14 protein-coding genes, 1 tRNA gene and 1 pseudogene are annotated in these 21,812 nt (G+C 73.6%); 5 read left to right on the top strand and 11 right to left on the bottom strand.

Annotated features, from left to right (window positions below):
- Positions 1 to 49: 49 nt before the first annotated feature.
- On the top strand, positions 50 to 550 hold the full coding sequence (locus ACIQJT_RS18530; RefSeq protein ID WP_365461084.1) for a hypothetical protein: 501 nt from the start codon (positions 50 to 52) through the stop codon (positions 548 to 550).
- Between the two features lie 721 nt (positions 551 to 1,271).
- Positions 1,272 to 1,808 (top strand): DUF4232 domain-containing protein, encoded by a 537-nt coding sequence (locus tag ACIQJT_RS18525; RefSeq protein WP_402644624.1) that lies wholly within the window; start codon positions 1,272 to 1,274, stop codon positions 1,806 to 1,808.
- Here the strand turns inward: ACIQJT_RS18525 and ACIQJT_RS18520 are convergent.
- Positions 1,789 to 2,850, bottom strand: a complete 1,062-nt coding sequence (locus ACIQJT_RS18520) for a DUF2786 domain-containing protein (protein ID WP_402644805.1) — start codon at positions 2,848 to 2,850, stop codon at positions 1,789 to 1,791. The two genes, ACIQJT_RS18525 and ACIQJT_RS18520, sit on opposite strands and share 20 nt — an antisense overlap.
- A gap of 294 nt (positions 2,851 to 3,144) precedes the next feature.
- Here ACIQJT_RS18520 and ACIQJT_RS18515 point away from each other — a divergent pair, with 294 nt between their 5' ends.
- The 3 genes from ACIQJT_RS18515 (at position 3,145) to ACIQJT_RS18505 (ending at position 6,692) form a co-directional block, all read left to right on the top strand.
- Positions 3,145 to 3,774 carry a LysE family translocator gene (locus tag ACIQJT_RS18515; RefSeq protein ID WP_402644622.1) on the top strand — a complete coding sequence of 210 codons (630 nt, stop codon included), beginning with the start codon at positions 3,145 to 3,147 and terminating at the stop codon, positions 3,772 to 3,774.
- A 60-nt stretch (positions 3,775 to 3,834) separates the two neighbouring features.
- Positions 3,835 to 4,578, top strand: a complete 744-nt coding sequence (locus ACIQJT_RS18510; protein WP_365461078.1) for a Clp protease N-terminal domain-containing protein — start codon at positions 3,835 to 3,837, stop codon at positions 4,576 to 4,578.
- A 422-nt stretch (positions 4,579 to 5,000) separates the two neighbouring features.
- A complete protein-coding gene (locus ACIQJT_RS18505) occupies positions 5,001 to 6,692 on the top strand; it encodes a bifunctional 3'-5' exonuclease/DNA polymerase (RefSeq protein ID WP_402644619.1) in 1,692 nt (563 codons plus the stop codon).
- Here the strand turns inward: ACIQJT_RS18505 and ACIQJT_RS18500 are convergent, their stop codons facing one another.
- From ACIQJT_RS18500 to ACIQJT_RS18455, 10 genes and pseudogenes are all read right to left on the bottom strand, one after another.
- Positions 6,693 to 10,193, bottom strand: a complete 3,501-nt coding sequence (locus ACIQJT_RS18500; protein WP_402644617.1) for a BTAD domain-containing putative transcriptional regulator — start codon at positions 10,191 to 10,193, stop codon at positions 6,693 to 6,695.
- Positions 10,194 to 10,557: 364 nt separating this feature from the next.
- A pseudogene (locus ACIQJT_RS18495) lies at positions 10,558 to 10,774 on the bottom strand (glycosyltransferase family 2 protein); the annotation flags it as partial.
- Between the two features lie 39 nt (positions 10,775 to 10,813).
- On the bottom strand, positions 10,814 to 11,236 hold the full coding sequence (locus tag ACIQJT_RS18490; RefSeq protein ID WP_365461074.1) for a DUF3052 domain-containing protein: 423 nt from the start codon (positions 11,234 to 11,236) through the stop codon (positions 10,814 to 10,816).
- Between the two features lie 104 nt (positions 11,237 to 11,340).
- Positions 11,341 to 11,535 (bottom strand): hypothetical protein, encoded by a 195-nt coding sequence (locus ACIQJT_RS18485; protein ID WP_402644614.1) that lies wholly within the window; start codon positions 11,533 to 11,535, stop codon positions 11,341 to 11,343.
- A 174-nt stretch (positions 11,536 to 11,709) separates the two neighbouring features.
- Positions 11,710 to 11,783 (bottom strand) — tRNA-Thr (locus ACIQJT_RS18480).
- Positions 11,784 to 11,890: 107 nt separating this feature from the next.
- On the bottom strand, positions 11,891 to 13,516 hold the full coding sequence (locus ACIQJT_RS18475; protein WP_402644612.1) for an alpha/beta hydrolase: 1,626 nt from the start codon (positions 13,514 to 13,516) through the stop codon (positions 11,891 to 11,893).
- Between the two features lie 103 nt (positions 13,517 to 13,619).
- Positions 13,620 to 14,825: a DNA polymerase III subunit delta' gene (locus ACIQJT_RS18470; protein WP_365461068.1), complete on the bottom strand. Its 1,206-nt coding sequence runs from the start codon at positions 14,823 to 14,825 to the stop codon at positions 13,620 to 13,622.
- A 229-nt stretch (positions 14,826 to 15,054) separates the two neighbouring features.
- The gene (tmk, locus tag ACIQJT_RS18465; RefSeq protein WP_402644609.1) at positions 15,055 to 18,222 is read right to left on the bottom strand and encodes a dTMP kinase; all 3,168 of its coding nucleotides are present in this window, start codon (positions 18,220 to 18,222) and stop codon (positions 15,055 to 15,057) included.
- Between the two features lie 124 nt (positions 18,223 to 18,346).
- Positions 18,347 to 21,175, bottom strand: coding sequence for a type I DNA topoisomerase (gene topA / locus ACIQJT_RS18460; RefSeq protein WP_402644606.1), 2,829 nt, complete (start codon positions 21,173 to 21,175; stop codon positions 18,347 to 18,349).
- A 258-nt stretch (positions 21,176 to 21,433) separates the two neighbouring features.
- Positions 21,434 to 21,631 (bottom strand): hypothetical protein, encoded by a 198-nt coding sequence (locus tag ACIQJT_RS18455; RefSeq protein WP_402644604.1) that lies wholly within the window; start codon positions 21,629 to 21,631, stop codon positions 21,434 to 21,436.
- Positions 21,632 to 21,812: the final 181 nt, after the last annotated feature.

Raw genomic sequence — 21,812 nt, 5'->3', positions numbered from 1 at the left:
GTAGCTTGCTGCGGTCGTCCGGCCGACCGCTACACCTTGGGAGCTTCCAGTGACTTCGGCGATCTTCTCGCGCACTGTGTCGGGTCGACGGGCCGGGCTCGCGGCCGCTGGGCTGGTGGGTGCGCTCGCGCTGACCGCGTGCAGCGGCGGGGGCTCGGACGACGACGCGTCGCCCACCTCCAGCGCGTCCGCGCCGCCGTCGGCCTCGCCCTCCGCCTCCTCCTCCGGTACGTCGTCCTCGGCGTCCGGCGAGGTCGCGGGGAGCTGGCTGACCACCACCGGCGGCAAGGCGGTCGCGCTGCTGGTCAACGGCGACCGGGCCGGGCTGTTCGCCACCGGCGGCACGGTGTGCAGCGGCAGCGCGAGCGCGAAGACGATCCGTCTCAAGTGCGCGGACGGCAACACGGACCGTGCCGAGGGGACGGTCGAGTCGGTCGGCAGGACCGAGCTCAGGGTGAAGTGGTCGGGCGCCGCCGGCACCGAGACCTACACAAGGGCCGAGGGCGGCCGCCTGCCGAGCGGACTGCCGACGGCGGGGCTCGGGTCGTAGAGCGGGGGCGGCGGGGGCTCCTGGGGGTGGGGTGGCGGGCGCCGGGGCTCCTGTGGACGCGGTGGTGTCGCCGGGGGCGCCTGGGGGTGGGGTGGCGGGCGCTGGGGACGTCTCCGGGGCGTGGCGGTGAGCGCCGGTGGGAGTCTCGGGGCGGCGGTAAAGGCTGGGGCGCCTCCTTCGGGGCGTAGAGCGGAGGGCGCGGGTGCGGGGTCTCGGGGCGCGGCGGAGGACGCCGGGGCGGGGCATCGGGGCATCGCGAAGAACTCCGGGGCGTCTCCGGGTCGTGGAGCGGAGAGCGCCAGCGCGGGGTCTCGGGGCGCGGCGGAGGACGCCGGGCGGGGCATCGGGGCATCGCGAAGAACTTCGGGGCGTCTCCGGGTCGTAGAGCAGAGGCCGCCGGTCGGGTCTCGGGGCGCGGCGGAGGACGCCGGTGCGGAGTCTCGGGGCGCCAGCAGAGGCCGCCGGGTGGGGTCTCGGGGCGTCGCGGTGAACACTGGGGCGCCTCCGGGGCGTAGAGCGGAGAGCGCCGGGGCGGGGTCTCGGGGGGGCCCGGAGAACTCCGGGGGCGCGGCGGTGGGCGCCGGTGCGGGGTCTCGGGGGGCCGGAGAACTCCGGAGCTCCTCGGGGTGCAGCGCGGGGCGTCGGTGGGGGGTGGGCAACCGTGGTGTTCCGGTATGCGTGATGATCCATGCACCGGATCGCTCACATCAGAGGACTTCACATGCGCGCCGCCCCCCTCGCCGTCACCGCCCTCGCCGCCCTGCTCCTGACCGGCTGCTCCGGCGACAGCGACAGCTCCGGTGGTGACAAGGCCACAGCGAGCCCCGACAACGGCACCACGTGCCGGATCAGCGCCATGGACGTGGAGGTCGGCCCCGCCAACGTGGCCCCCGCCGCCGGGGACACCGGCAACATCCCCGTCACCCTCACCAACCAGAGCGCCGACTGCACGCTGGACGGCTTCCCCGGCGTCGATCTGAAGGCCGCGGACTCGTCGGCGAGCCTCGCGCCCGCGCAGGGCGCCACCGCCACGAAGCTGACCCTGGCCAAGGGCACGGCCGCCACCTTCACCCTCACGTACACGCGCGGTGAGGCCGGCGCCGGGGCGAGCCTCGACGTGACGACGCTGGAGATCGGTCTGCCGGGAGCGGACACCCGCAAGAGCTTCAAGTGGTCGTACGGGCCGGTTCAGGGCAAGGGCGGCAAGGCAGCCGACCCGACCGCCTCCGTCGGCGCCTTCACTCAGGCCGGCGACTGAGCCGCGTCCGGTTCCCTACCTGCGCCCGGTCGGCCGCCCGGGTGCCCTCGGTCCAGCCCGCCTCGTCGCTGACACCGCGCAGCCGGGTCGTCGTGGTCCGCGGGAACATCCGCTCCACGCGGTCGGTGACGGCGACCTCGCGGGAGGCCAGCACCGGCAGCAGGTCGTCGGTCACCGGGGCCTCGGCAGCGGCGCGCAGGCGGTCGCCGACGCGGTGGGCGTAGGCCGCGAGGAAGGACTGCCGGAAGGTCTTGGTGCGCTTGCGGCCGCCCGACCTCTGCGCCGCCTCCGCCTTCGCCATCGCGGACTGCGCCTGCACGAGCAGCGAGGTGTAGAGGAGTTCGACCGACGCCAGGTCGCCCTCAAAGCCGACGACCGTGGAGAAGGCGAACGGTTCGTTCCACACCGCCCGGCAGTGGTTGGCCGTGGCGACCGCGTCGAGGAGCACCGCCTTCGCCTGCTCGTACGGCGGCTCGACCCCGATCCGGCAGGCACCGGGGACATCCTTCGCGGGCGCCCGGGCGTCGAGCAGCGCCTCGTCGACACTGTGCCGGGCCATCAGCTCCTGCGCCTTCGCGGTGAGCGCCTCCGCCTCCTCGGGGAAGCCGGTCGCCTCCGCCTTGGCGAGCAGGGCGCGGATACGGCCGAGCATGCGGGCGTCGCCCTCGCGCCCCCCGCGCTCCCGCCGGGGGTCCTCCAGCGGCTCCAGCGCGGGCAGGCGCAGCAGCAGGCGGTACAGCTCCAGTACGGCGGTGGCGTGCGTGAAGCGGTCGGGGCGGGGGGTGTCGTCCCCGGGCTCCTCCAACTGGGCGAGCTGGGCGGTCCAGCGAGGGCCGCGCGGGCCGTCGTCGGGGGCCTGCGCGCGGATCAGGGCGGCGGCGAGGCGCACATGGGTGTCGTCCAGTTCGCGGCGCACGATCCGTACGACGTCGGCGGGCTGCCAGCCGCGCCGCCAGGCCTGCGCGACGAACTCGGCGCCGCGCCGGGCCAGTTCGGTGTCCGTGGCGGGGTCGGCGGCGAGGAGGGAGGCGCCGGTGTCCAGGGCGGTGTCGTCGTCGGCGTAGAGGGCGGTGCGGAAGGCGCGGTCGACGGTGGCGGCGGGGTTGCCGTTCGTGCCCCTGCCCTTGTCGCCGCTCCGGCCGCTGTTCGTGCCGCCACCCTCGCGTTCGTTCGTACCGCTGCCCTTGCGCTCGTTCGTACCCCTGCCTTTGCCGCCGTTCGTACCGCTGCCCTTGCCGTCGTTCGTGCGGCTGCCCTTGCTCCTGCTCACGGGGCGATCGTCTCACTCCCCGAAAACCGGTCGCCCACGCGCGCGTGCCGCTTCGAGCATGGCCGCATGGTGGACATGTCTCTGTACGCGGCGTTTCTCGTCGCCGCCTTCGCGCTCTGCGTCACCCCCGGCCCCGACATGATGTTCATCGTGGCGATGGGCGGCCGGGGCGGACCCGCCGCCGGGGTGATGGCGGCGTTCGGCGTGGCCTGCGCCATGCTCGTGCACACGGTGGCCGCGGCGCTCGGGCTGTCGGCGTTGTTCAACACCCTGCCGACGCTGTACCACGTGCTGCGCTGGGTCGGTGCGGCCTATCTGCTCTGGCTGGCGGTGAAGGCGTTCCGGGACCGGTCGGTTCCGGGTGAGAGCGGGGGCACCGGCGGCGGGGCGGGGATGCGGCGGGCCTTCTGGCAGGGCGCCGTCACCAATCTGCTCAACCCGAAGGTGATCCTCTTCAACGTGGCGTTCCTGCCCCAGTTCGTGAACCCGTCGCTTGGGCACGTCCCGGGTCAGTTGCTGCTGCTCGGGACCACGCTCGTGGTCATGGGGTTCCTTTGGGACGGGGGTGTGGGTCTGCTCGCGGGACGGCTGGGGGACGTCCTTCGGCGCAGTGCGCGCGTGAACCGGTGGATGAACATCGTGTCGGGGACGGTGTTCACGGGGCTCGCGGTGCGGCTGGCGGCCTCACCGAAGTAAAGGAGAAGGAGAGGCAACCTCTGGTTGACACCCCAGCACTGTCAACCTAAGGTTGACAGCATGACGACGAACCCCAACATCACGTCATCCGTACGCCTCGACGACCTCATCACGGCCATCAAGAAGGTCCATGACGAGCCCCTCGACCAGCTCCAGGACGCGGTGATCGCCGCCGATCACCTCGGGGAGGTGGCCGACCATCTGATCGGCCACTTCGTGGACCAGGCACGGCGTTCGGGCGCCTCCTGGACGGACATCGGCAGGAGCATGGGGGTCACCCGGCAGGCGGCGCAGAAGCGGTTCGTGCCGAGGGAGTCGGCGGACCTCAACGCCGACCAGGGCTTCAGCCGGTACACCCCCCGGGCCCGCAACGTGGTGATGGCCGCCCACAACGCGGCCCTGACCGCCCGCAACCCCGAGGGGCGTCCCGAGCACCTCGTCCTCGGCCTGCTGGCCGAACCGGAGGGCCTCGCGGCCAAGGCGCTCGTCGCCCAGGGGGTCACGCTCGACGCCGTCCGCCGGGCCGCGACCGACGCGCTCCCGCCGGCCGCCGAGGAGGTCCCCGAACTCGTCCCCTACGGCTCCGACGCCAAGAAGGTCCTGGAGCTGACCTTCCGCGAGGCGCTCCGGCTGGGCCACAACTACATCGGCACCGAGCACATCCTGCTGGCCCTGCTGGAGTTCGAGCACGGCACGGGGGTGCTGTCGGGACTGGGCGTCGAGAAGGAGCCGGTGGAGGGGGCCCTCGTGAAGGCGCTGGAGGGGTACGTCAAGGCACAGGCAGAAGAGGCCGAGAAGGGCTGAGGGGCCCGGCTGAGCGGCTGATCTCCGGTCCGGCTCAGCCGTCGACATCCGGACGAACGTGGTCCGACCCAGTCGTACGCGGTCCGGACACCCGCGGTCCCGGTCGATCGTCCGCTTCCGCTGTCCGGCTCACGGCTCCGCCGCCGGACGCCTGCGCCCCGCCCAGCCGTCCTCGCCCAGCCGTCCTCGCCCCGAAGCCCTCGACCCGGTTCGCACTCGCGCGGCCCAAGTGCCGGAGGTCCGGCTCACCCTTCCGCCGCCCCGGACGCCCGCGGCCCTACCCAGCCCTACGCGACCCGCGCCCCCGCGGCCCAGCACAGCCCTCCGCGCCCGTACGTCCGCCCTCCCGCCCCCCGGACGGGCACCGCGACCTGCGCTGTCCGGAAGGTCCGTTGTCAGAGGTGGCTGGCAGACTCGCAGGTGTGACCGACCGCTGGGCTCTCGCTCCGGCCGAGGACGGTGGTGTGGAGCTGGCCGCCCTCGGGTCCGACGGGCTGCCCGTGGGACCGGTGCAGCGGGAGCGGGATCTGGTCGAGGCCGTGCGGGGGCGGCCGGAGGTGACGCGGTGGGTGTGGCGGTCCACCGCCGAGGTCTATCCGCGCCTGCTCGCCGCCGGGGTGCGGGTGGAGCGGTGCTACGACATCGAGGACGCCGAGACCCTCCTGCTCGGCCACGAGGGGCGGTACGGGGAACCGCGTTCGGCCGCGGCAGCCCTGGCCCGCCTGCGCGGCGGCCCGGTACCGCCCGACCCGCCCCAGCGCGCCGCCGAACCGGGCTCGCAGTCCTCCCTGTTCGAACCGCAGAGCGTCCATGTGCCGCTGACCGACCTCGCCGAGGTCTACGCCGACCAGCAGCGGCGGCACGACACCACCGCGCACCCCGACCGGATGCGGCTGCTGACCGCCGCCGAGTCGGCGGGGATGCTGGTGGCCGCCGAGATGAACCGCGCCGGGCTGCCGTGGAGCGCCGAGACCCACCGCCGGGTGCTGCACGAACTGCTCGGCGAGCGGTACGCCGGTGGCGGTGAGCCCCGGCGCCTCGCCGAGCTGGCCGACGAGGTGTCCGCGGCCTTCGGGCGCCGGGTGCGGCCCGACCGGCCCGCCGATGTCGTCAAGGCGTTCGCGCAGGCGGGCATCAAGGTGAGGTCGACGCGGCGCTGGGAGATCGAGTCCCTGGACCATCCGGCCGTGAAGCCGCTGGTCGAGTACAAGAAGCTGTACCGCATCTGGGTCGCCCACGGCTGGTCCTGGCTCCAGGACTGGGTGCGGGACGGGCGGTTCCGGCCCGAGTTCATGGCCCACGGCACGGTCACCGGCCGCTGGGTCACCAACGGCGGGGGCGCCCTTCAGATCCCCAAGGTGATCCGGCGCGCGGTGGTCGCCGACCCCGGCTGGCGGCTCGTCGTCGCCGACGCGGACCAGATGGAGCCGCGGGTGCTCGCCGCCATCTCCCGCGACCCCGGGCTCATGGAGGTGGCGGGGCGCGACAGCGACCTCTACCAGTCCGTCTCCGACCGGGCCTTCTCCGGCGACCGCGCCCAGGCCAAGCTCGCCGTGCTCGGCGCGGTCTACGGCCAGACCTCCGGCGACGGCCTGAAGAACCTCGCCGCCCTCAGACGCCGCTTCCCGAAGGCCGTCGCGTACGTCGACGACGCGGCCCGCGCCGGCGAGGAGGGCCGGCTGGTGCGGACCTGGCTGGGGCGGACCTGCCCGCCCGCGGCCGGGGCGGGCGACGCGGAGGAGGCGGGCATCCCCCAGGACGACCCGGCCGGGCCGCCCGCTTCCGGCGAGGACGGCTGGGTGCCGGGGTACGCCTCCACCAACTCCCGCGCCCGCGGCCGCTTCGCCCGGAACTTCGTGGTGCAGGGCAGCGCCGCCGACTGGGCGCTGCTGCTGCTCGCCGCGCTGCGGCAGGCCTGCGCGGGGATGGCTGCCGAACTGGTCTTCTTCCAGCACGACGAGGTGATCGTGCACTGCCCCGAGGAGGAGGCCGAGGCGGTCGTGGCGGCGATCAGAGCGGCGTCGGAGCTGGCCGGACGGCTGACGTTCGGTGAGACACCGGTGCGGTTCCCGTTCACGACGGCGGTGGTGGAGTGCTACGCGGACGCGAAGTGATCACCGTAAACCGGAGTCGTCGAGCAGGGCGATGAGTTCCTGGAGCACCGCCCTCTCGTCCGTGCCGTCCAGCGCGTCGAGAGCGGCCCGCCACTGCTCGTGCGCCTCCTCGGTCCGGCCCCGCTCGCGCAGCAGGAGTCCGTGCTGGTGGCGGGCGAGGGCGCCGGTGTAGCGGTCGGCGCGGGCGTCCGCGCGGCGCAGCAGTTCCGCGCACTCCGCGGCGGCGCGTTCGCCGTGGCCGATCAGGCGCAGGGCGCGGACCAGGCCGAGTCGCGTCTGCGACTCCCCGTGCCAGTCGCCGAGGCTGCCGAGGATGCGCAGGCTCTCCTCGAAGTGCGCCACCGCGGCGGCCGGTTCGCCGAGGGTGAGATGGGCGTGGCCGATGTTGCAGTGCGCGGAGTGCCGTACGACCACGCTGCCGGTCCTCTCACCGATGGCGAGCGAGCGGCGGTGCTGTTCGATGGCGGCGCGCGGGTCGGTGTGCTCCAACAGGTTGCCGAGGTTGCTGTGGGTGACGGCCTCGCCGTAAGGGTCGTTCAGCCGCCGTGCGTAGGCGAGGCTCTGCCGCAGTGCCTCGCCCGCCTCGGCGTGCCGGCCCAAACCTTCGAGCAGCAGGCCCCGGTTGTTGAGGCAGCGGCGCGTCCAGGAGTCCCTGCCGAGCCGCCGCCAGATCGCGAGGGCCCGGTCGTTGAGGGCCAGGGCCTCGCTGTGCCGTCCGGTCAGGAAGTGCAGTCCGGCCAGGTCGCCCAGGGCGCACGCCTCGGCCTCCTCGTCGCCGAGCCGTCGCGCCACGGTGAGCGCGGCCCGGCAGAGGACCTCGGTCTCGGCGACCCGGCCGCTGCGCTGGAGGAGGGGCGACAGCAGGCGCAGCAGGGTGGAGACGTGGGCGGCGGTGCGTTCGTCGGGGGTGTCCAGGTGCCGTTCGGTCAGGGCGACGATGTTCTCCAGCTCCGACTCGCCCCAGGCGAAGGCCTTCTCCGAGGAGGGGAACGGCGGGATGGACAGGACGTGCGCCGCGTGCTCCGGTGGCTGCGCGGCGGTCGGGCGGCGGCGGTCCTCCAGGTCGAGACCGGGTTCGAGGATCGCGGCGAGGGCGCGTTCGGCGACGGCCGCGTACCAGCGCAGGGCGGTGCGGGCGATGTCGGGGGCATGCCCGGTGCCCGCGAGTTCGCGCGCGAAGTCGCGGACCAGGCCGTGCGGGGCGTAGCGGCCGTACGCCTTCTCCTCCAGCAGGGCCACGTCGACGAGGCGGTCGAGCGCGTCCTCCGCGCGGGTCTCGTCGGTGCCGTCGGTGCCGAGGAGGCGGGCGACGAGGGGGACACCGTAGGTGGGCAGGTCGAGGGCGCCGATACGGCACAGGGCGAGCGCGGCGTCGCGGTCGGAGCGGCGGCCGGAGGCGGCGAGGGCGTCGTGGGCGACGGCCAGGGACCGGCGGACGGACAGGTCGTCGTACTCCAGGTGCCGCAACCGGTCCTCGGCGGCGGCCAGTTGGTCGGCGAGGACGTCGGGGGTGAGGGCGTGCCGGGCGGCCAGCCGGGCGGCCACGACGCGCAGGGCCAGCGGAAGGCGGCCGGTGAGTTCTATGAGGGGGTGCGTGGCGTCTAGGGGGGTGGCGGCATCGGGGGCGGAGGGGGCGGCACAGGCGGTGGCGGGGGCGTCGAAGACCGGGACCGTGATGCCGTCAGCGGGGGCGTCACCGGTGCCGGCGCCCTCCCGGCCGTCCCGACCCTCCCTGCCGTCCCGACCCGAGACAGCGCGCAGCAACTCCGCGCTCTCCTCGGCCGAGAGCGGGGAGAGCGGGAAGCGGTGGGCGTCGTCGAGGGCGGTCAACGGGGAGCGGCTGGTGACGATCACCGCACAGCCGGCGCCGCCCGGCAGCAGCGGCCGTACCTGAGCGGCGCTCGCGGCGTCGTCCAGCACCATGAGCGTGCGGGTGGGCGCGAGCAGCGAGCGCAGCAACGCGGCTGCCGCGTCCGGGTGTTCGGGGATGCTGCGCGGATCGGCACCGAGGTCGCGGAGCAGGGCGGTGAGGGCCTGGGCCGGGGTGAGGGGGGTCATGCCCGGGGAGGCGCCCTGGAGATTGACGTAGAGCTGACCGTCGGGGAAACGTTCCCGCAGCTCATGGGCGACATGCAGGGCGAGCGCGCTCTTGCCGACGCCGGCCATGCCACTGACGACTCCGACGGCCGGGCCCCCCTCAGGGGTGAGGGCACGGCGGAGGTCCTCCCGGGTGGTGACCCGCCCGATGAAGTGACCGGGGGGAGGGGGGAGTTGGGCGGGGCGGGGCAGGGGGAGGGGGGCCTCGGTCCCCGTTCCGGTCCCGTTAGTGGTCTCGCTGTCGGTCTCGGCCTCGGCCTCGGCCGCAGGGGATGGCGGATCGGCGGCCGAGGCCGAGGGTGGAGAGGTCCGGCGGGACGAAGGGCGGCTGAGGAGTGACGGCGGGAGGGCATGGGGTGACCGCGGGAGGGCATGGGGCGATCGCGGGAGGGCATGGGGCGATCGCGGGAGTTCGGGTGAGGCGTCTTCGCGCGTAGCACCTGCGGGAGGTGCGCCGGGGGAGGCCGACCCGGTCCCCCGGGACGCCTCGTCGGCGTCAACCACTGCGCCCCGAGGCTCAGTTGGGACCGTACGATCCGTCTCGCCCATCTCCGAGGATTCCGGCCGGAGGTGCCGGTGACGGTCCGTCGGCGGCTGATCGGTGCCGGTACGGGTACCGGCGCCGGACCCGCCGCCGTCTCCCCCGCGCAGCACCTGCACATGTGCCTCGCGGACCGCCGGGCCCGGTTCCACGCCGAGTTCCTCGATCAGGCGGGTGCGCAGGTCGCGGTGGACGGCCAGGGCCTCGGCCTGGCGGCCGGTGCGGTGGAGGGCGAGCATGAGCTGGCGGTGGTAGGACTCGCGCAGCGGGTGTTCGGCGGCCAGTGCGGAGAGTTCGGGGACGAGGGCGCCCGGCCGGGTGTCGGCGAGGGCGAGTTCGGCGTCGTAGTGCCACTCCAGGAGCAGCAGCCGGGCCTCCTCCAGGCGCTGGACCAGGGCGTATCCGGCGAGTTCGGAGGGCACTCCGGTCAGCGGCGCGCCGCGCCACAGCGCGAGCGCGGCCGCACAGGCCCGGACGGTCTCGGTCCAGTTCCCGTCGGCGTGGGCGCCACGGGCGCGGGCGGCGTGGCTCTCGAAGACCTGGACGTCGAGCTCGCCCGGCGCGACGCGCAGCAGATAGCCGGGGGCCACCGCCTGAAGTCGTTCGGGGTCGTCGAGCAGCCGCCGCAGCCGCGAGACGTGGTTGTGCAGCGAGGCCTTCGCCGAGGCGGGCGGCGTGCTCCCCCACAGCGCCTCCTTGAGGGCCTTGGTGGAGACGACCCGGCCGGCCTCGAGGAGCAGGGCGGCCAGCAGGATCCGCTGCTTGCGGCTGCCGACCATGCGTACGCCGCCGCCCTGGCCGTCGTACAGAACCGGCGGCCCGAGCAGTCCGAACCGCAGCCCTGACTGCGATCCGCGCCCCATCACGCCGCCCACTTCTGGCGGAAACCCGCCCTCTTCACGACGGTTTCCCGCCAGCCGTCCGGCACCGGCCACTGCCGGAATCCGTTGTCGCCCCGCGGTTGCACACCGTCGGTCCCCCATCACCGCCGTCTGCTTCACGCCAACCGGCTGCTGACAAAACGTAGATGTGTTGGCCACATGTTAGCGATTTGTTGGCGCAACCTGATGTGATCACATCATCGGATCTGGCCCGAGGGCGCGCGCGTAGGACGCGCAACTCGGGGGAGTGTCGCCGTCGTGGCCGGATCCGTGGGACGCGAGAGGGTCCCGGTCGGCGGAGGTGAACGACCGGGACCCTCGTCCTGTCCGCAGCCCGGGCCTCTCCGATCACGGGCAGGCGCCCCAGCCGGCCGAGGTGCCACACCGTGCGCCACCTCAACGACCTTCGCTCGTCGGAAGGTTCGCGACGGCGTGCCGGTCAACGGGTGCTGGAGCGGTAGTTCGGGCGCGTACAGGATGCGCCAGCCGAGGTCGGCGCCCCGCCAGGCCAGGTCGCTCTCCTCGCGGGCGAAGAAGATTCTCCGGCAGAGAGCTCCCCCCTCCTTCCTCCGGCTCCGGTCCCCCGGCCCCCGGCCTCCGTGTCACCCTCGCCGGTTCTCCCTCCGTCGCACGAACTTCAGTCCCGACCAGTCCTCCCCCAGCGCCGCGACCTTCACGTCGACGACTCCGAGCGGCAGGAAGACCTCCCGCAGGGAGTTCTCGGTGATGTCGCTGACGTGCCCGGCGGCCCTGCGTGGCCAGGCGATCCACAGGGCCGCGTCGTCCGCGAGGCCAGTGACCAGTTCCCCAGCCTCCGCGGCGAGCCGTGCGTACTCGCGGTGGAAGGTCACGACGACGTCCGCGCCGCGGGAGCCTCCGGTGGTGACCTCGCAGCCGTCGGGCAGGCCCGGGATGTCCCACCCGTCGGGGGCGCCGTCCAGCCGTACCCGGTGTCCCGCCTTGATGCCGAGCTTCCTGGCCAGGGGCGTGGCGGAGTAGCCGCCCGCCGACCCGGTTCCTGCCATGCGGCACCTCCGCGCGCTGGTCCGGTCCGTCCACTCCATCGTGACGGCCCGGGCGGAGGACGTCCGTCCGGACACGGTGTTCCCGTGCGGGCACCCCGTACCGGCTACCGCACCACCCGCGCGAGCAGCGTGGCGAGGTCGGCCAGGAACTGGAGCCAGGGCCGGGCCTGCTCGACCCGACGCCCGAGCCGTCTGCGCCGACCGCCGGCCCGGACGCCGTCCAGGCGCTGGATCGTCCTGTCCCGCACCCGCCGTAAGGACGTGGCGCGGCTCGTTCCGATGCGCTTGCGTCGCCTCATGCCGGGACGTTAACGGCGGCGCGATCGGTGCCACAGGGCGGCGGACCGCCAAAGCGGGCGGGCGGTTATTGGCGGTAACGGGCAAAGCGGCGAGCCGTGGCGGGAGAGAGCCGGGACCGCTCCGGCCAACGGGAAAGGCCAAGCCACAGAGTGTGTGACCTGGCCTTGTTCCGGAGCCGCCTTCGGGATTCGAACCCGAGACCTACGCATTACGAGTGCGTTGCTCTGGCCATCTGAGCTAAGGCGGCGCGCCGTCCGCACCATGGTGCGATCAGCAACGTCGGTAAGTCTACACAGTTTCCGGGGGTGCTCCGCACCAGCCCTCGGGGCACCCCCGAGGGCTCCGGCGGCCGGCCTAGGAGCAGCGTTTTCCGGGCGCGGGAGGGGTGCCGCGGAGCAGGTAGGCGTTGATCGCCGAGTCGACGCAGGCGCTGCCGCGGCCGTAGGCGGTGTGGCCGTCGCCCTCGTAGGTGAGCAGGCGGGACGAGGTGAGCTGACCGGCCAGGGCGCGGGCCCAGCGGTAGGGGGTGGCGGGGTCGCGGGTGGTGCCGACCACGACGATCGGGCCGGCGCCCCGCGCCTCGATCCGGTGCGGCTCGCCCGTGGGGGCGACCGGCCAGTACGCGCAGCCGAGGGAGGCCCAGGCGAGCCCCTTGCCGAAGACCGGGGACGCCTTCTCGAAGGTGGGGACGGCCTTCTCGACCTCCTCCGGGCTGTCGTAGGCGGGCGGGAGGTCGAGGCAGTTCACCGCCGCGTTGGCGGACATCAGGTTGCTGTAGCCGCCGTCGGCGTCCCGCTCGTAGTAGCTGTCGGCGAGGACCAGCAGACCGGCGCCGTCGTTGTCCTTCATCGCCGAGCCCAGCGCCTCCCGCAGTTGCGCCCAGGAGCTCTCGTCGTACATCGCCGCGATCACTCCGGTGGTGGCGAGGGCCTCGCCGAGGGTGCGGCCGGCCGCGTCACCGGTGGGGATCGGGTGGGCGTCGAGCTTGCGGAAGAACGCCTTGAGGTTCCGGCCGACCCGCGCGCTCGGCGTGCCCTTCGTCCCGAGTGGGCAGTCGGGCTGCTGCACACAGTCCTTCGCGAACGACTGGAACGCCGTCTCGAAACCGGCCGTCTGGTCGAGGTTCAGCCGGCGCGCGGGCAGCGAGGGGTCCATCGCGCCGTCCAGCACGAGCCGCCCCGAGCGGCCGGGGAACAGCCCCGCGTACGTCGCCCCGAGGAACGTGCCGTACGACGCCCCCACGTAGTTCAGCTTCGCGTCGCCCAGCGCCGCCCGCACGATGTCCATGTCCCGTGCCGTCTCGACGGTCGACACGTGCCGCAGCAGTCGCGCCGAGCGCGCACCGCACTCCTCCGCGAACTCCTTGTAGGCGTCGACCAGTTCGGCGGTCTCGCGCGCGTCGTCGGGAGTGGTGTCCGTCTGGGTGTACGTGTCCATGTCCGGCCCGTCGAGGCATGTGACAGGCTCGCTGCGGGCGACCCCACGCGGGTCCACCGCGACCACGTCGTAACGGGCCCGCACCTCCGCCGGGTAGCCGATCCCGGCGTACGCCTGGGCGTAGCCGACCGCCGAGCCGCCCGGTCCGCCCGGGTTCACGAACAGCGACCCCAGGCGCTCGCCCGGCCCGGTGGCCTTCTTGCGGGTGACGGCGAGCCGGACGTCCCCGCCGGCCGGCCTGTCGTAGTCGAGCGGCGCCCGCAGCGTGGCGCACTGGAAACCGGGGACCCCGCAGTCGCGCCAGCGGGCCTTCTGTCCGTAGTACGGCGCGAGGGCGGCCGGTGTCGACCGCGGCAGCGCGCCGAGGGCCACGTCGGCGGCCGAGGTGGCCGAGGTCGTCGAGGCGCCCGCGGAGCAGGCGGAGACGAGCAGGGCGGCGACGGCCAGGAGGGCGCCGCCGGTGCGGGGCGTGCGCGCCGACGTCAGCGCCCGGCCGGGGAGAGGCGTCGGGCTGGTGTGGCGGTGATTGCGCCTGATGTGCATCGAGCGAGCGTAACTCTCCGCACCGACACGCATGCCCTGAGTGAACAATGCGGCCCGTACGAGTGACCCGGTCAAACGCATGATCACCCGCCGGTCCCGGTCCTCAGCCCGCTCGGAGCGCCATCGTCATCGCCTCCACCGCGAGCAGCGGGGCCACATTGCGGTCGAGGGCGTCCCGGCAGGCGCCGATGGCCTCGATACGGCGGAGCGTGGTCTCCGGGGAGCTGGCGCGGGCGAGCCGCTCCAGGGCGTCCTCGGCGTCCGCGTTGGCGATCGCCACCCGGGAGCCGAGCTGGATCGCGAGGACGTCCCGGTAGAACGCGGTGAGGTCGGTCAGGGCCAGGTCGAGGCTGTCGCGCTGGGTCCGGGTGCGGCGGCGCTTCTGCCGGTCCTCCAGGTCCTTCATGACGCCCGCCGTGCCGCGGGGCATGCGGCCGCCCTGCGAGGCACCCATCGCCGCCTTCAGCTCCTCGGTCTCCTTGCCGTCCGTCTCCTCGGCGAGCTGCTTGGCGTCGTCGGCCGCCGCGTCGACGAGCTCCTGGGCCGCCTTGAGACAGCCCCCGATGTCGTCGATCCGCAGGGGCAGCTTCAGCACGGCGGCCCGGCGCGCGCGGGCGGCCGGGTCGGTGGCCAGGCGGCGGGCCCGGTCGACATGGCCCTGGGTGGCCCGGGCGGCGGCCATCGCGGCGGCCGGCTCGACGCCCTCCCGGCGCACCAGCATGTCGGCGACGGCCTCCACGGAGGGAGTGCTCAGGTTCAGGTGGCGGCAGCGGGAGCGGATCGTCGGCAGGACGTCCTCGACGGACGGCGCGCACAGCAGCCAGACGGTGCGGGGGGCGGGCTCCTCGACGGCCTTGAGGACCGCGTTGGCCGACTTCTCGTTCAGCCGCTCGGCGTCCTCGACGAGGATGACCTGCCAGCGGCCGTTCGCCGGCGAGGTGAAGGACTTGCGGACGGTGTCCCGCATGTCGTCGGCGAGGATCTGGGTGCCGACGGCGGCCACCGAGCTGACGTCGGCGTGGGTGCCGATGAGCGCCGTGTGACACCCCTCGCAGAAGCCGCAGCCCGGCGCTCCGCCGAGGGCCCGGTCCGGGCTGACGCATTGCAGGGCGGCGGCGAAGGCCCGCGCCGCCTGGTTGCGGCCGGCCCCCGGGGGGCCCGTGAACAGCCAGGCGTGCGTCATCTTCGACGCCTCGGGCGGCGGGGCGTCGGTGGCGACAGCGGTGACCAGGGCGTCGGCGTCCCGAGCGGCGGCCGCGAGCTGCTCGCTCACCCGCTCCTGGCCGACCAGGTCGTCCCATACGGTCATGGGTCACGCCGCCCCTTCGTTGTGCTCAATGCTCCGGGTCCATTGTGCGGGTGGGCACTGACAACGGGTCGACGGACGGTCGTCGGCCGCGGGCCGGCGGGGGCTGGTCGCGCAGTTCCCCGCGCCCACCGACAGGTGGTTGCAGCTCGACGCGCCTTCGCCGCACCCACTCAGGGGCGCGGGGAACTGCGCGACCAGCCACCACGCACCCGCACCGGAAAGCAGACCGCTACCGCCCCCGACGCCCGCCTCGATCGTCCCCGTACTCGTCGTCATGCGGCCCGAGCAACTCGTCCGCCAACGTCGGCAGATCGTCCAGCGGAGTCTCCTCGGCCCAGTCCGACCGGCCCCTGCGCCGCGGTGTGCCCTCGGCGTCGACCTGCGGCAGCTCCCGCGTGCGCTCCTCGTCCCGGAAGTACCCCCGCGGCACCCGGTCCGAGGGCCCCTGCCCCGGCGCCGGAGGCACGGGCGGCAACACGGCCGTCTCGTCCGCCGCACCCGGAGGAACCGGCGGCAGCACCGCCGTCTCGTCGGCGGCACCCGGCGGCACGGGAGGCAGCACCGCCGTCTCGTCCGCCGCACCCGGAGGAACCGGCGGCTGCGGCAGCTCGGCCGTCACCTCCGCGTCGGAGGCGGACGCACCGGAGGCCCCGGCACCCTTGCCGCTCCGGCTCGCGGAGGAATCCCCGTCCTCCTTCTCCATGGACACGCGCGGCAGCACCGCCGTCTCGTCCGCCGGACCGCCCGACGCGTTCGTCGGTGTCACCACGGGCGTGGGCACGGTCGCCGCGTCCGTGCCCGCCGCGGGAGCGGCGGCCTGCTTGGGCCCCTCCTCCGCCGCCGCGGCAGCGGCCTCGGCGAGCCGCCGGGCCTCCTCGGCGCGCAGCAACGCCTCCTCGGCCTTGCGCTGCTTCTCCAGCCGCCGCTCCTCGGCCTCGGCACGCAGACGCGCCTCCTCCTCGGCCCGCTTGCGGGCGGCCTCCTGCTCGGCCTTGCGCCGCGCCTCTTCCTCCGCGCGTGCCTTCTCCTCGGCGAGCAGCCGCGCCCGCTCCTCCTCGGCCCGCCTGCGCGCTTCCTCGGCCCGCAGCCGGGCCTCCTCCGCCTGGCGTTCGGCCTCGCGGCGCTGGGCCTCCTCCAGCTCGCGCCGCTTGCGCTCCTCCTCCTCGGCCTTCAGCCGGGCGAGCTGCTCCTGGCGCTCCCGCTCCAGGCGCTCCTCCTCGGCCTTGCGGCGGGCCTCCTCCTGCTCCCGGATCTCCTGCTCGGACAGCGGGAGCATCTGGTCGAGGCGGTGGCGGACGACGGTCGTGACGGCCTCGGGCTCCTGCCCGGCGTCCACGACCAGGTACCGCCCGGGGTCGGCGGCGGCCAGGGTGAGGAATCCGGACCGCACGCGCGCGTGGAACTCCGCGGGCTCCGACTCCAGCCGGTCCGGCGCCTCGGTGAACCGCTCGCGGGCGATCTCCGGGGACACGTCCAGCAGGACGGTCAGGTGCGGCACCAGTCCGTCGGTCGCCCAGCGGTTGATGCGGGCGACCTCCGTCGGGGACAGGTCGCGCCCGGCGCCCTGGTAGGCCACCGAGGAGTCGATGTACCGGTCGGAGATGACGACCGCGCCGCGCTCCAGGGCGGGCCTGACCACGGTGTCCACGTGCTCCGCGCGGTCCGCGGCGTACAGCAGCGCCTCCGCGCGGTGCGAGAGCCCGGCGCTCGACACGTCCAGCAGGATCGACCGCAGCCGCTTGCCCACCGGGGTCGCGCCCGGCTCGCGCGTCACCACGACCTCGTGGCCCTTGGCGCGTATCCACTCGGCGAGCGCCTCGGCCTGGGTGGACTTCCCGGCCCCGTCACCGCCTTCCAGGGCGATGAAGAAACCCGAGGCCGCGGGCACCGTCTCCGGGTCGTCGCCGCCGAGCAGCGCGTCCCGCAGGTCGTGCCGCAGGGGGACGCCGGACCGGTCGTCGACCTTGGCGAGCACCAGCGCGGCCACCGGCAGCAGCAGCGCGCCGACCAGCATCAGGGTGAACGCGGCGCCGCCGTGCGCGAACACGAACTTGCCGTTCTCCAGGCGGTGCGGTCCGATCGCCGCGGCCACCACGGGGGCGACGAGCGCGCCGAACGCCACACCGACCCGCACGACCGCGTGCAGGTGCTCGGTGGTCCGCGCCCGCCGGTACTCCTCGGTCTCCTGGTCGAGCAGGGTGTGCCCGGTGTTGGCGGCGACACCCGCGCCGACACCGGCCAGCGCGTCGATCAGCAGCACGGTGGTGACGTCCGGGACCAGTCCGGCGGCCAGCAGGGCGACACCGGTGAAGGCGATCGCCAGCGCGAGCAGCCGGCGCCGCGACAGCGAGACCAGCACCCGGGGCGCCGTACGGACACCGACGACGACACCGCCGGTCAGGGCGAGCACCATCAGCCCGTACAGCACCGGGCCGCCGCCCAGGTCCTTGGCGTGCAGCACGGACACGGCCACGGCGGCCGCGATCGCCCCTGCGACGGCGGCGCAGGCCGGCACCAGCAGCGGGATCGCACCGGTACGGCCCTTGTCGACGCCGGTGCCCGTCTTGGGCCGGCGCAGCCCCTCCAGCGGTGAACGCGCGCGCGGGGTGCGGGTGTCGGGCAGCTCCAGGAAGGTCAGCAGGGACAGGGACGCGGCGAACAGTCCGGCCGCGACGTACGACGCGAGGGCCGCCTGGTGCTGGCCGAACCAGTCGATGCCGGAGCCCAGCGCGTTGTTGAGCAGGGCCGCCACGACGAGTACGGCGCCGGCGAGGGGGATCGCCACGAAGGTCGTCCGCAGCGACAGGCGGCGCAGCGCGTCCAGGTGGTCCGGCAGCGGTCGTACCGTCGCGCCCTCCGGCGGCGGGGCCGGCAGCAGGGCGGGCGCCGCGCTCTCGCGGCACACGGTCCAGAACCGCTCGGCGACACCGGTCACGAAGACGGTCACCAGGAGCATCGCGAGGGCGTCGTCCGGCATCCAGTCGATCCACAGCGGCGCGACGATGAGCAGGGCGAGCCTGACCCCGTCCGCGCCGACCATGGTCCACCGGCGGTCGAGCGGCCCTTCCTGCGCGGTGAGCGAGGTCAGCGGGCCGAGCAGGACGGCGCCGAAGAGCAGTGTCGCCAGGATGCGCGTGCCGAAGACGGTCGCCACTGCGAACGCCACCCCGCGGTAGCCGCCGCTGAACGAGCCTTCGGCGATCGCCGCCTGGAGGGCCAGCAGGACCAGCACCAGGAGGGCGAGGGTGTCGCCGATCCCGCCCACGAGCTGGGCGCTCCACAGGCGTTTGAGCTGGGGCCTGCGCAGCAGGGCGCGGACGGCGCGCTCGCGGGAGTCCGCGACCAGGGCATCGTCGGGGGCCGGCTGAAGGGCCGTTGGCTGCTCGGCACGGGTCATGCGTTCAGCCTATCGGGAGCCACCGACAGCCCGGAGGGCCCGTCCTGACGTGCGCACGTCCCGACACCAAAGTGATGCCGGGACGTTCGCATTGCGAAGCCTCCGTGGAGGAGCAGCGCCGGACTCAGTCCTCCGACGCCGCCTTCGAAGCCGCCGCCTTCTTCGCGGTGGCGGTGGTCTTCTTCGCCGTCGTCTTCTTCGCGGCCGTCGTGGTCTTCTTCGCCGCGGTCTTCTTGGCGGCCGTCGCCTTCTTGGCCGGGGCCTTCTTCGCGGGCGCCTTCTTCGCCGTCTTCTTGGCGGGGCCCTTGGCCCGCTTCTCGGCGAGCAGTTCGAAGCCGCGCTCGGGAGTGATCGTCTCGACGCTGTCGCCGGAGCGCAGGGTCGCGTTGGTCTCCCCGTCGGTCACGTACGGTCCGAAGCGGCCGTCCTTGACCACGACCGGCTTCTCGCTGACCGGGTCGGTGCCGAGCTCCTTCAGCGGCGGCTTGGCGGCCGCGCGGCCTCGCTGCTTGGGCTGCGAGTAGATCTGGAGCGCCTCTTCGAGGGTGATCGTGAAGAGCTGCTCCTCGGAGGTGAGCGAGCGCGAGTCCGTGCCCTTCTTCAGGTACGGGCCGTAGCGGCCGTTCTGCGCGGTGATCTCCTGGCCCTCGGCGTCCGCGCCGACGACCCGCGGCAGCGACATCAGCTTGAGGGCGTCCTCCAGCGTCACGGTGTCCAGCGACATCGACTTGAACAGCGAGGCCGTGCGCGGCTTCACGGCGTTCTTGCCGGTCTTCGGGGTGCCCTCGGGGAGCACCTCGGTGACGTACGGGCCGTAGCGGCCGTCACGGGCGATGATCTGGTGGCCCGTCACCGGGTCGGCCCCGAGCTCGAAGTCGCCGCTGGGCTTGGCAAGCAGCTCCTCCGCGAGCTCGACGGACAGCTCGTCGGGTGCCAGGTCCTCGGGCACGTCGGCGCGCTGGTGGTTCTCGGAGTCCTTCTCGCCGCGCTCGATGTACGGGCCGTAGCGGCCGACCCTGAGCACGATGTCGTTGCCCACCGGGAACGAGGAGACCTCGCGCGCGTCGATCGCGCCCAGGTCGGTCACCAGCTCCTTGAGGCCGCCGAGGTGGTCCCCGTCGCCGTTGCCGGCCTCGGCCGCGCCGCCGATGCCGTTGCCCTCGCCGAAGTAGAACCGCTTGAGCCACGGCACGGACTGGGCCTCACCGCGGGCGATGCGGTCGAGGTCGTCCTCCATCTTGGCGGTGAAGTCGTAGTCGACGAGCCGCCCGAAGTGCTTCTCCAGGAGGTTGACCACGGCGAAGGACAGGAAGGACGGCACGAGTGCCGTGCCCTTCTTGAAGACGTAGCCGCGGTCGAGGATCGTGCCGATGATCGACGCGTACGTCGACGGGCGGCCGATCTCCCGCTCTTCGAGCTCCTTGACCAGGCTGGCCTCGGTGTAGCGGGCCGGGGGCTTGGTGGCGTGCCCGTCGACCGTGATCTCCTCGGCAGTCAGCGGGTCGCCCTCGTTGACCTGGGGCAGCCGGCGCTCGCGGTCGTCCAGCTCGGCGTTCGGGTCGTCGGCGCCCTCGACATAGGCCTTGAGGAAGCCGTGGAAGGTGATCGTCTTGCCGGAGGCGCTGAACTCGACGTCCCTGCCGTCGGCGGCGGTGCCACCGATCTTGACCGTGACGGAGTTTCCGGTCGCGTCCTTCATCTGCGAGGCGACGGTCCGCTTCCAGATCAGCTCGTAGAGCTTGAACTGGTCGCCGGTCAGACCGGTCTCGGCGGGGGTGCGGAAACGATCACCCGAGGGACGGATCGCCTCGTGCGCCTCCTGCGCGTTCTTGACCTTCCCGGCGTAGGTGCGCGGCGCGGAGGGCAGGTAGTCGGCGCCGTACAGCTGGGTGACCTGGGCGCGGGCCGCGTTGACCGCGGTGTCGCTGAGGGTCGTGGAGTCCGTACGCATGTAGGTGATGAAGCCGTTCTCGTACAGCTTCTGGGCCACCTGCATGGTCGCCTTCGCGCCGAAGCCGAGCTTGCGCGAGGCCTCCTGCTGGAGGGTCGTCGTACGGAACGGGGCGTAGGGCGAGCGGCGGTACGGCTTGGACTCGACCGAGCGGACCGCGAACCGGGTCTGCTCCAGGGCTGCGGCCAGCGCGCGGGCGTCGGCCTCGTCGAGGTGGAGGGTGTTCGCGCTCTTGATCTGTCCCAGGGAGTCGAAGTCGCGGCCCTGCGCGACCCGCCTGCCGTCGACGCTCTGAAGGCGTGCGACCAGCGACGACGGGTCCGACGGGTCTCCCGCGCGGCCGGTCGCGAAGGTGCCCGTCAGGTCCCAGTACTCGGCGGAACGGAACGCGATGCGCTCGCGTTCCCGCTCGACGACGAGCCGGGTCGCGACCGACTGGACACGGCCGGCCGACAGGCGCGGCATGACTTTCTTCCACAGGACCGGCGAGACCTCGTAGCCGTAGAGGCGGTCGAGGATGCGGCGGGTCTCCTGGGCGTCGACCAGCTTCTGGTTCAGCTCGCGCGGGTTGGCGACGGCGGCCTGGATCGCGGCCTTGGTGATCTCGTGGAAGACCATCCGCTTGACCGGGACCTTGGGCTTGAGCACTTCCTGGAGGTGCCACGCGATGGCCTCGCCCTCGCGGTCCTCATCGGTGGCGAGGAAGAGCTCGTCGGAGTCCTTCAGCAGGTCCTTGAGCTTCTTGACCTGGGCCCGCTTGTCGGCGTTGACGACATAGATGGGCTCGAAGTCGTGCTCGACGTCCACGCCGAGGCGGCGGACCTCGCCGGTGTACTTCTCGGGCACCTCCGCGGCGCCGTTGGGGAGGTCGCGGATGTGCCCGACGCTCGCCTCGACGACGTATCCGGGGCCGAGATAGCCCTTGATCGTCTTCGCCTTGGCAGGCGACTCGACGATGACGAGTCGGCGGCCGCCCTGTGCGGTCTCGCTGGTCGGGGACAACTTCGCTCTTCTCTCCGGTCGACGCTGGGGTCTCCCCAGGCCTGGTTCCCGGGGTCGGGTCATACGGACGCTTGCGGAGTGTGACGGTACATCCCGCCCCCGTGTCAAACGGGAAAAGCCCGCAACGGCCACTCGAACGGTAACCCGACTACCGCCATTCCTGCCGCCCGGAGTACCCACCGGCCTTTTCCCGCTCATCCGGAGGGCGATCTCCCCTTTACTGGTCGGCCCGCTCGCGACAACCTCCCATGTGCCGTCCTAGAGGCCGGTGAAGCACCATGCGCCGAGGGCGAGCGTGAGGAGCGCGGCGACGGTCGCGAGGGTCGCGGATGCGACGGGTCTCACACCGTGGGCGACGGGCTCGCCATGCCGTACCCGAGCCGCGGTCCACACCAGCAGCCCTCCACCGAACAGGGCGAACACCGTTCCCGCGAAGATCGCCGGTCCGCTCTCCATGGCTCCCCGTGCCCCTTTTCTCCGTCCGCGCGTGCGCCTTCGGTGGAGACTGGCACGCCCCGGCGGCGCACAGACGAACCCCGGGTGAACGCCGCCCCGCCACGGCCGCGGTGCCCACCCGGACCGGCCTCTCGTCACGTTCCCGTCCGGCCGTCTGAAGGTTCCGTCCGACTCCCGTCCG

The sequence above is a fragment of the Streptomyces sp. NPDC091972 genome (assembly GCF_044756385.1).
Taxonomy (GTDB): Bacteria; Actinomycetota; Actinomycetes; order Streptomycetales; family Streptomycetaceae; genus Streptomyces.
This window is presented reverse-complemented; position numbering and strand designations above follow the sequence as displayed.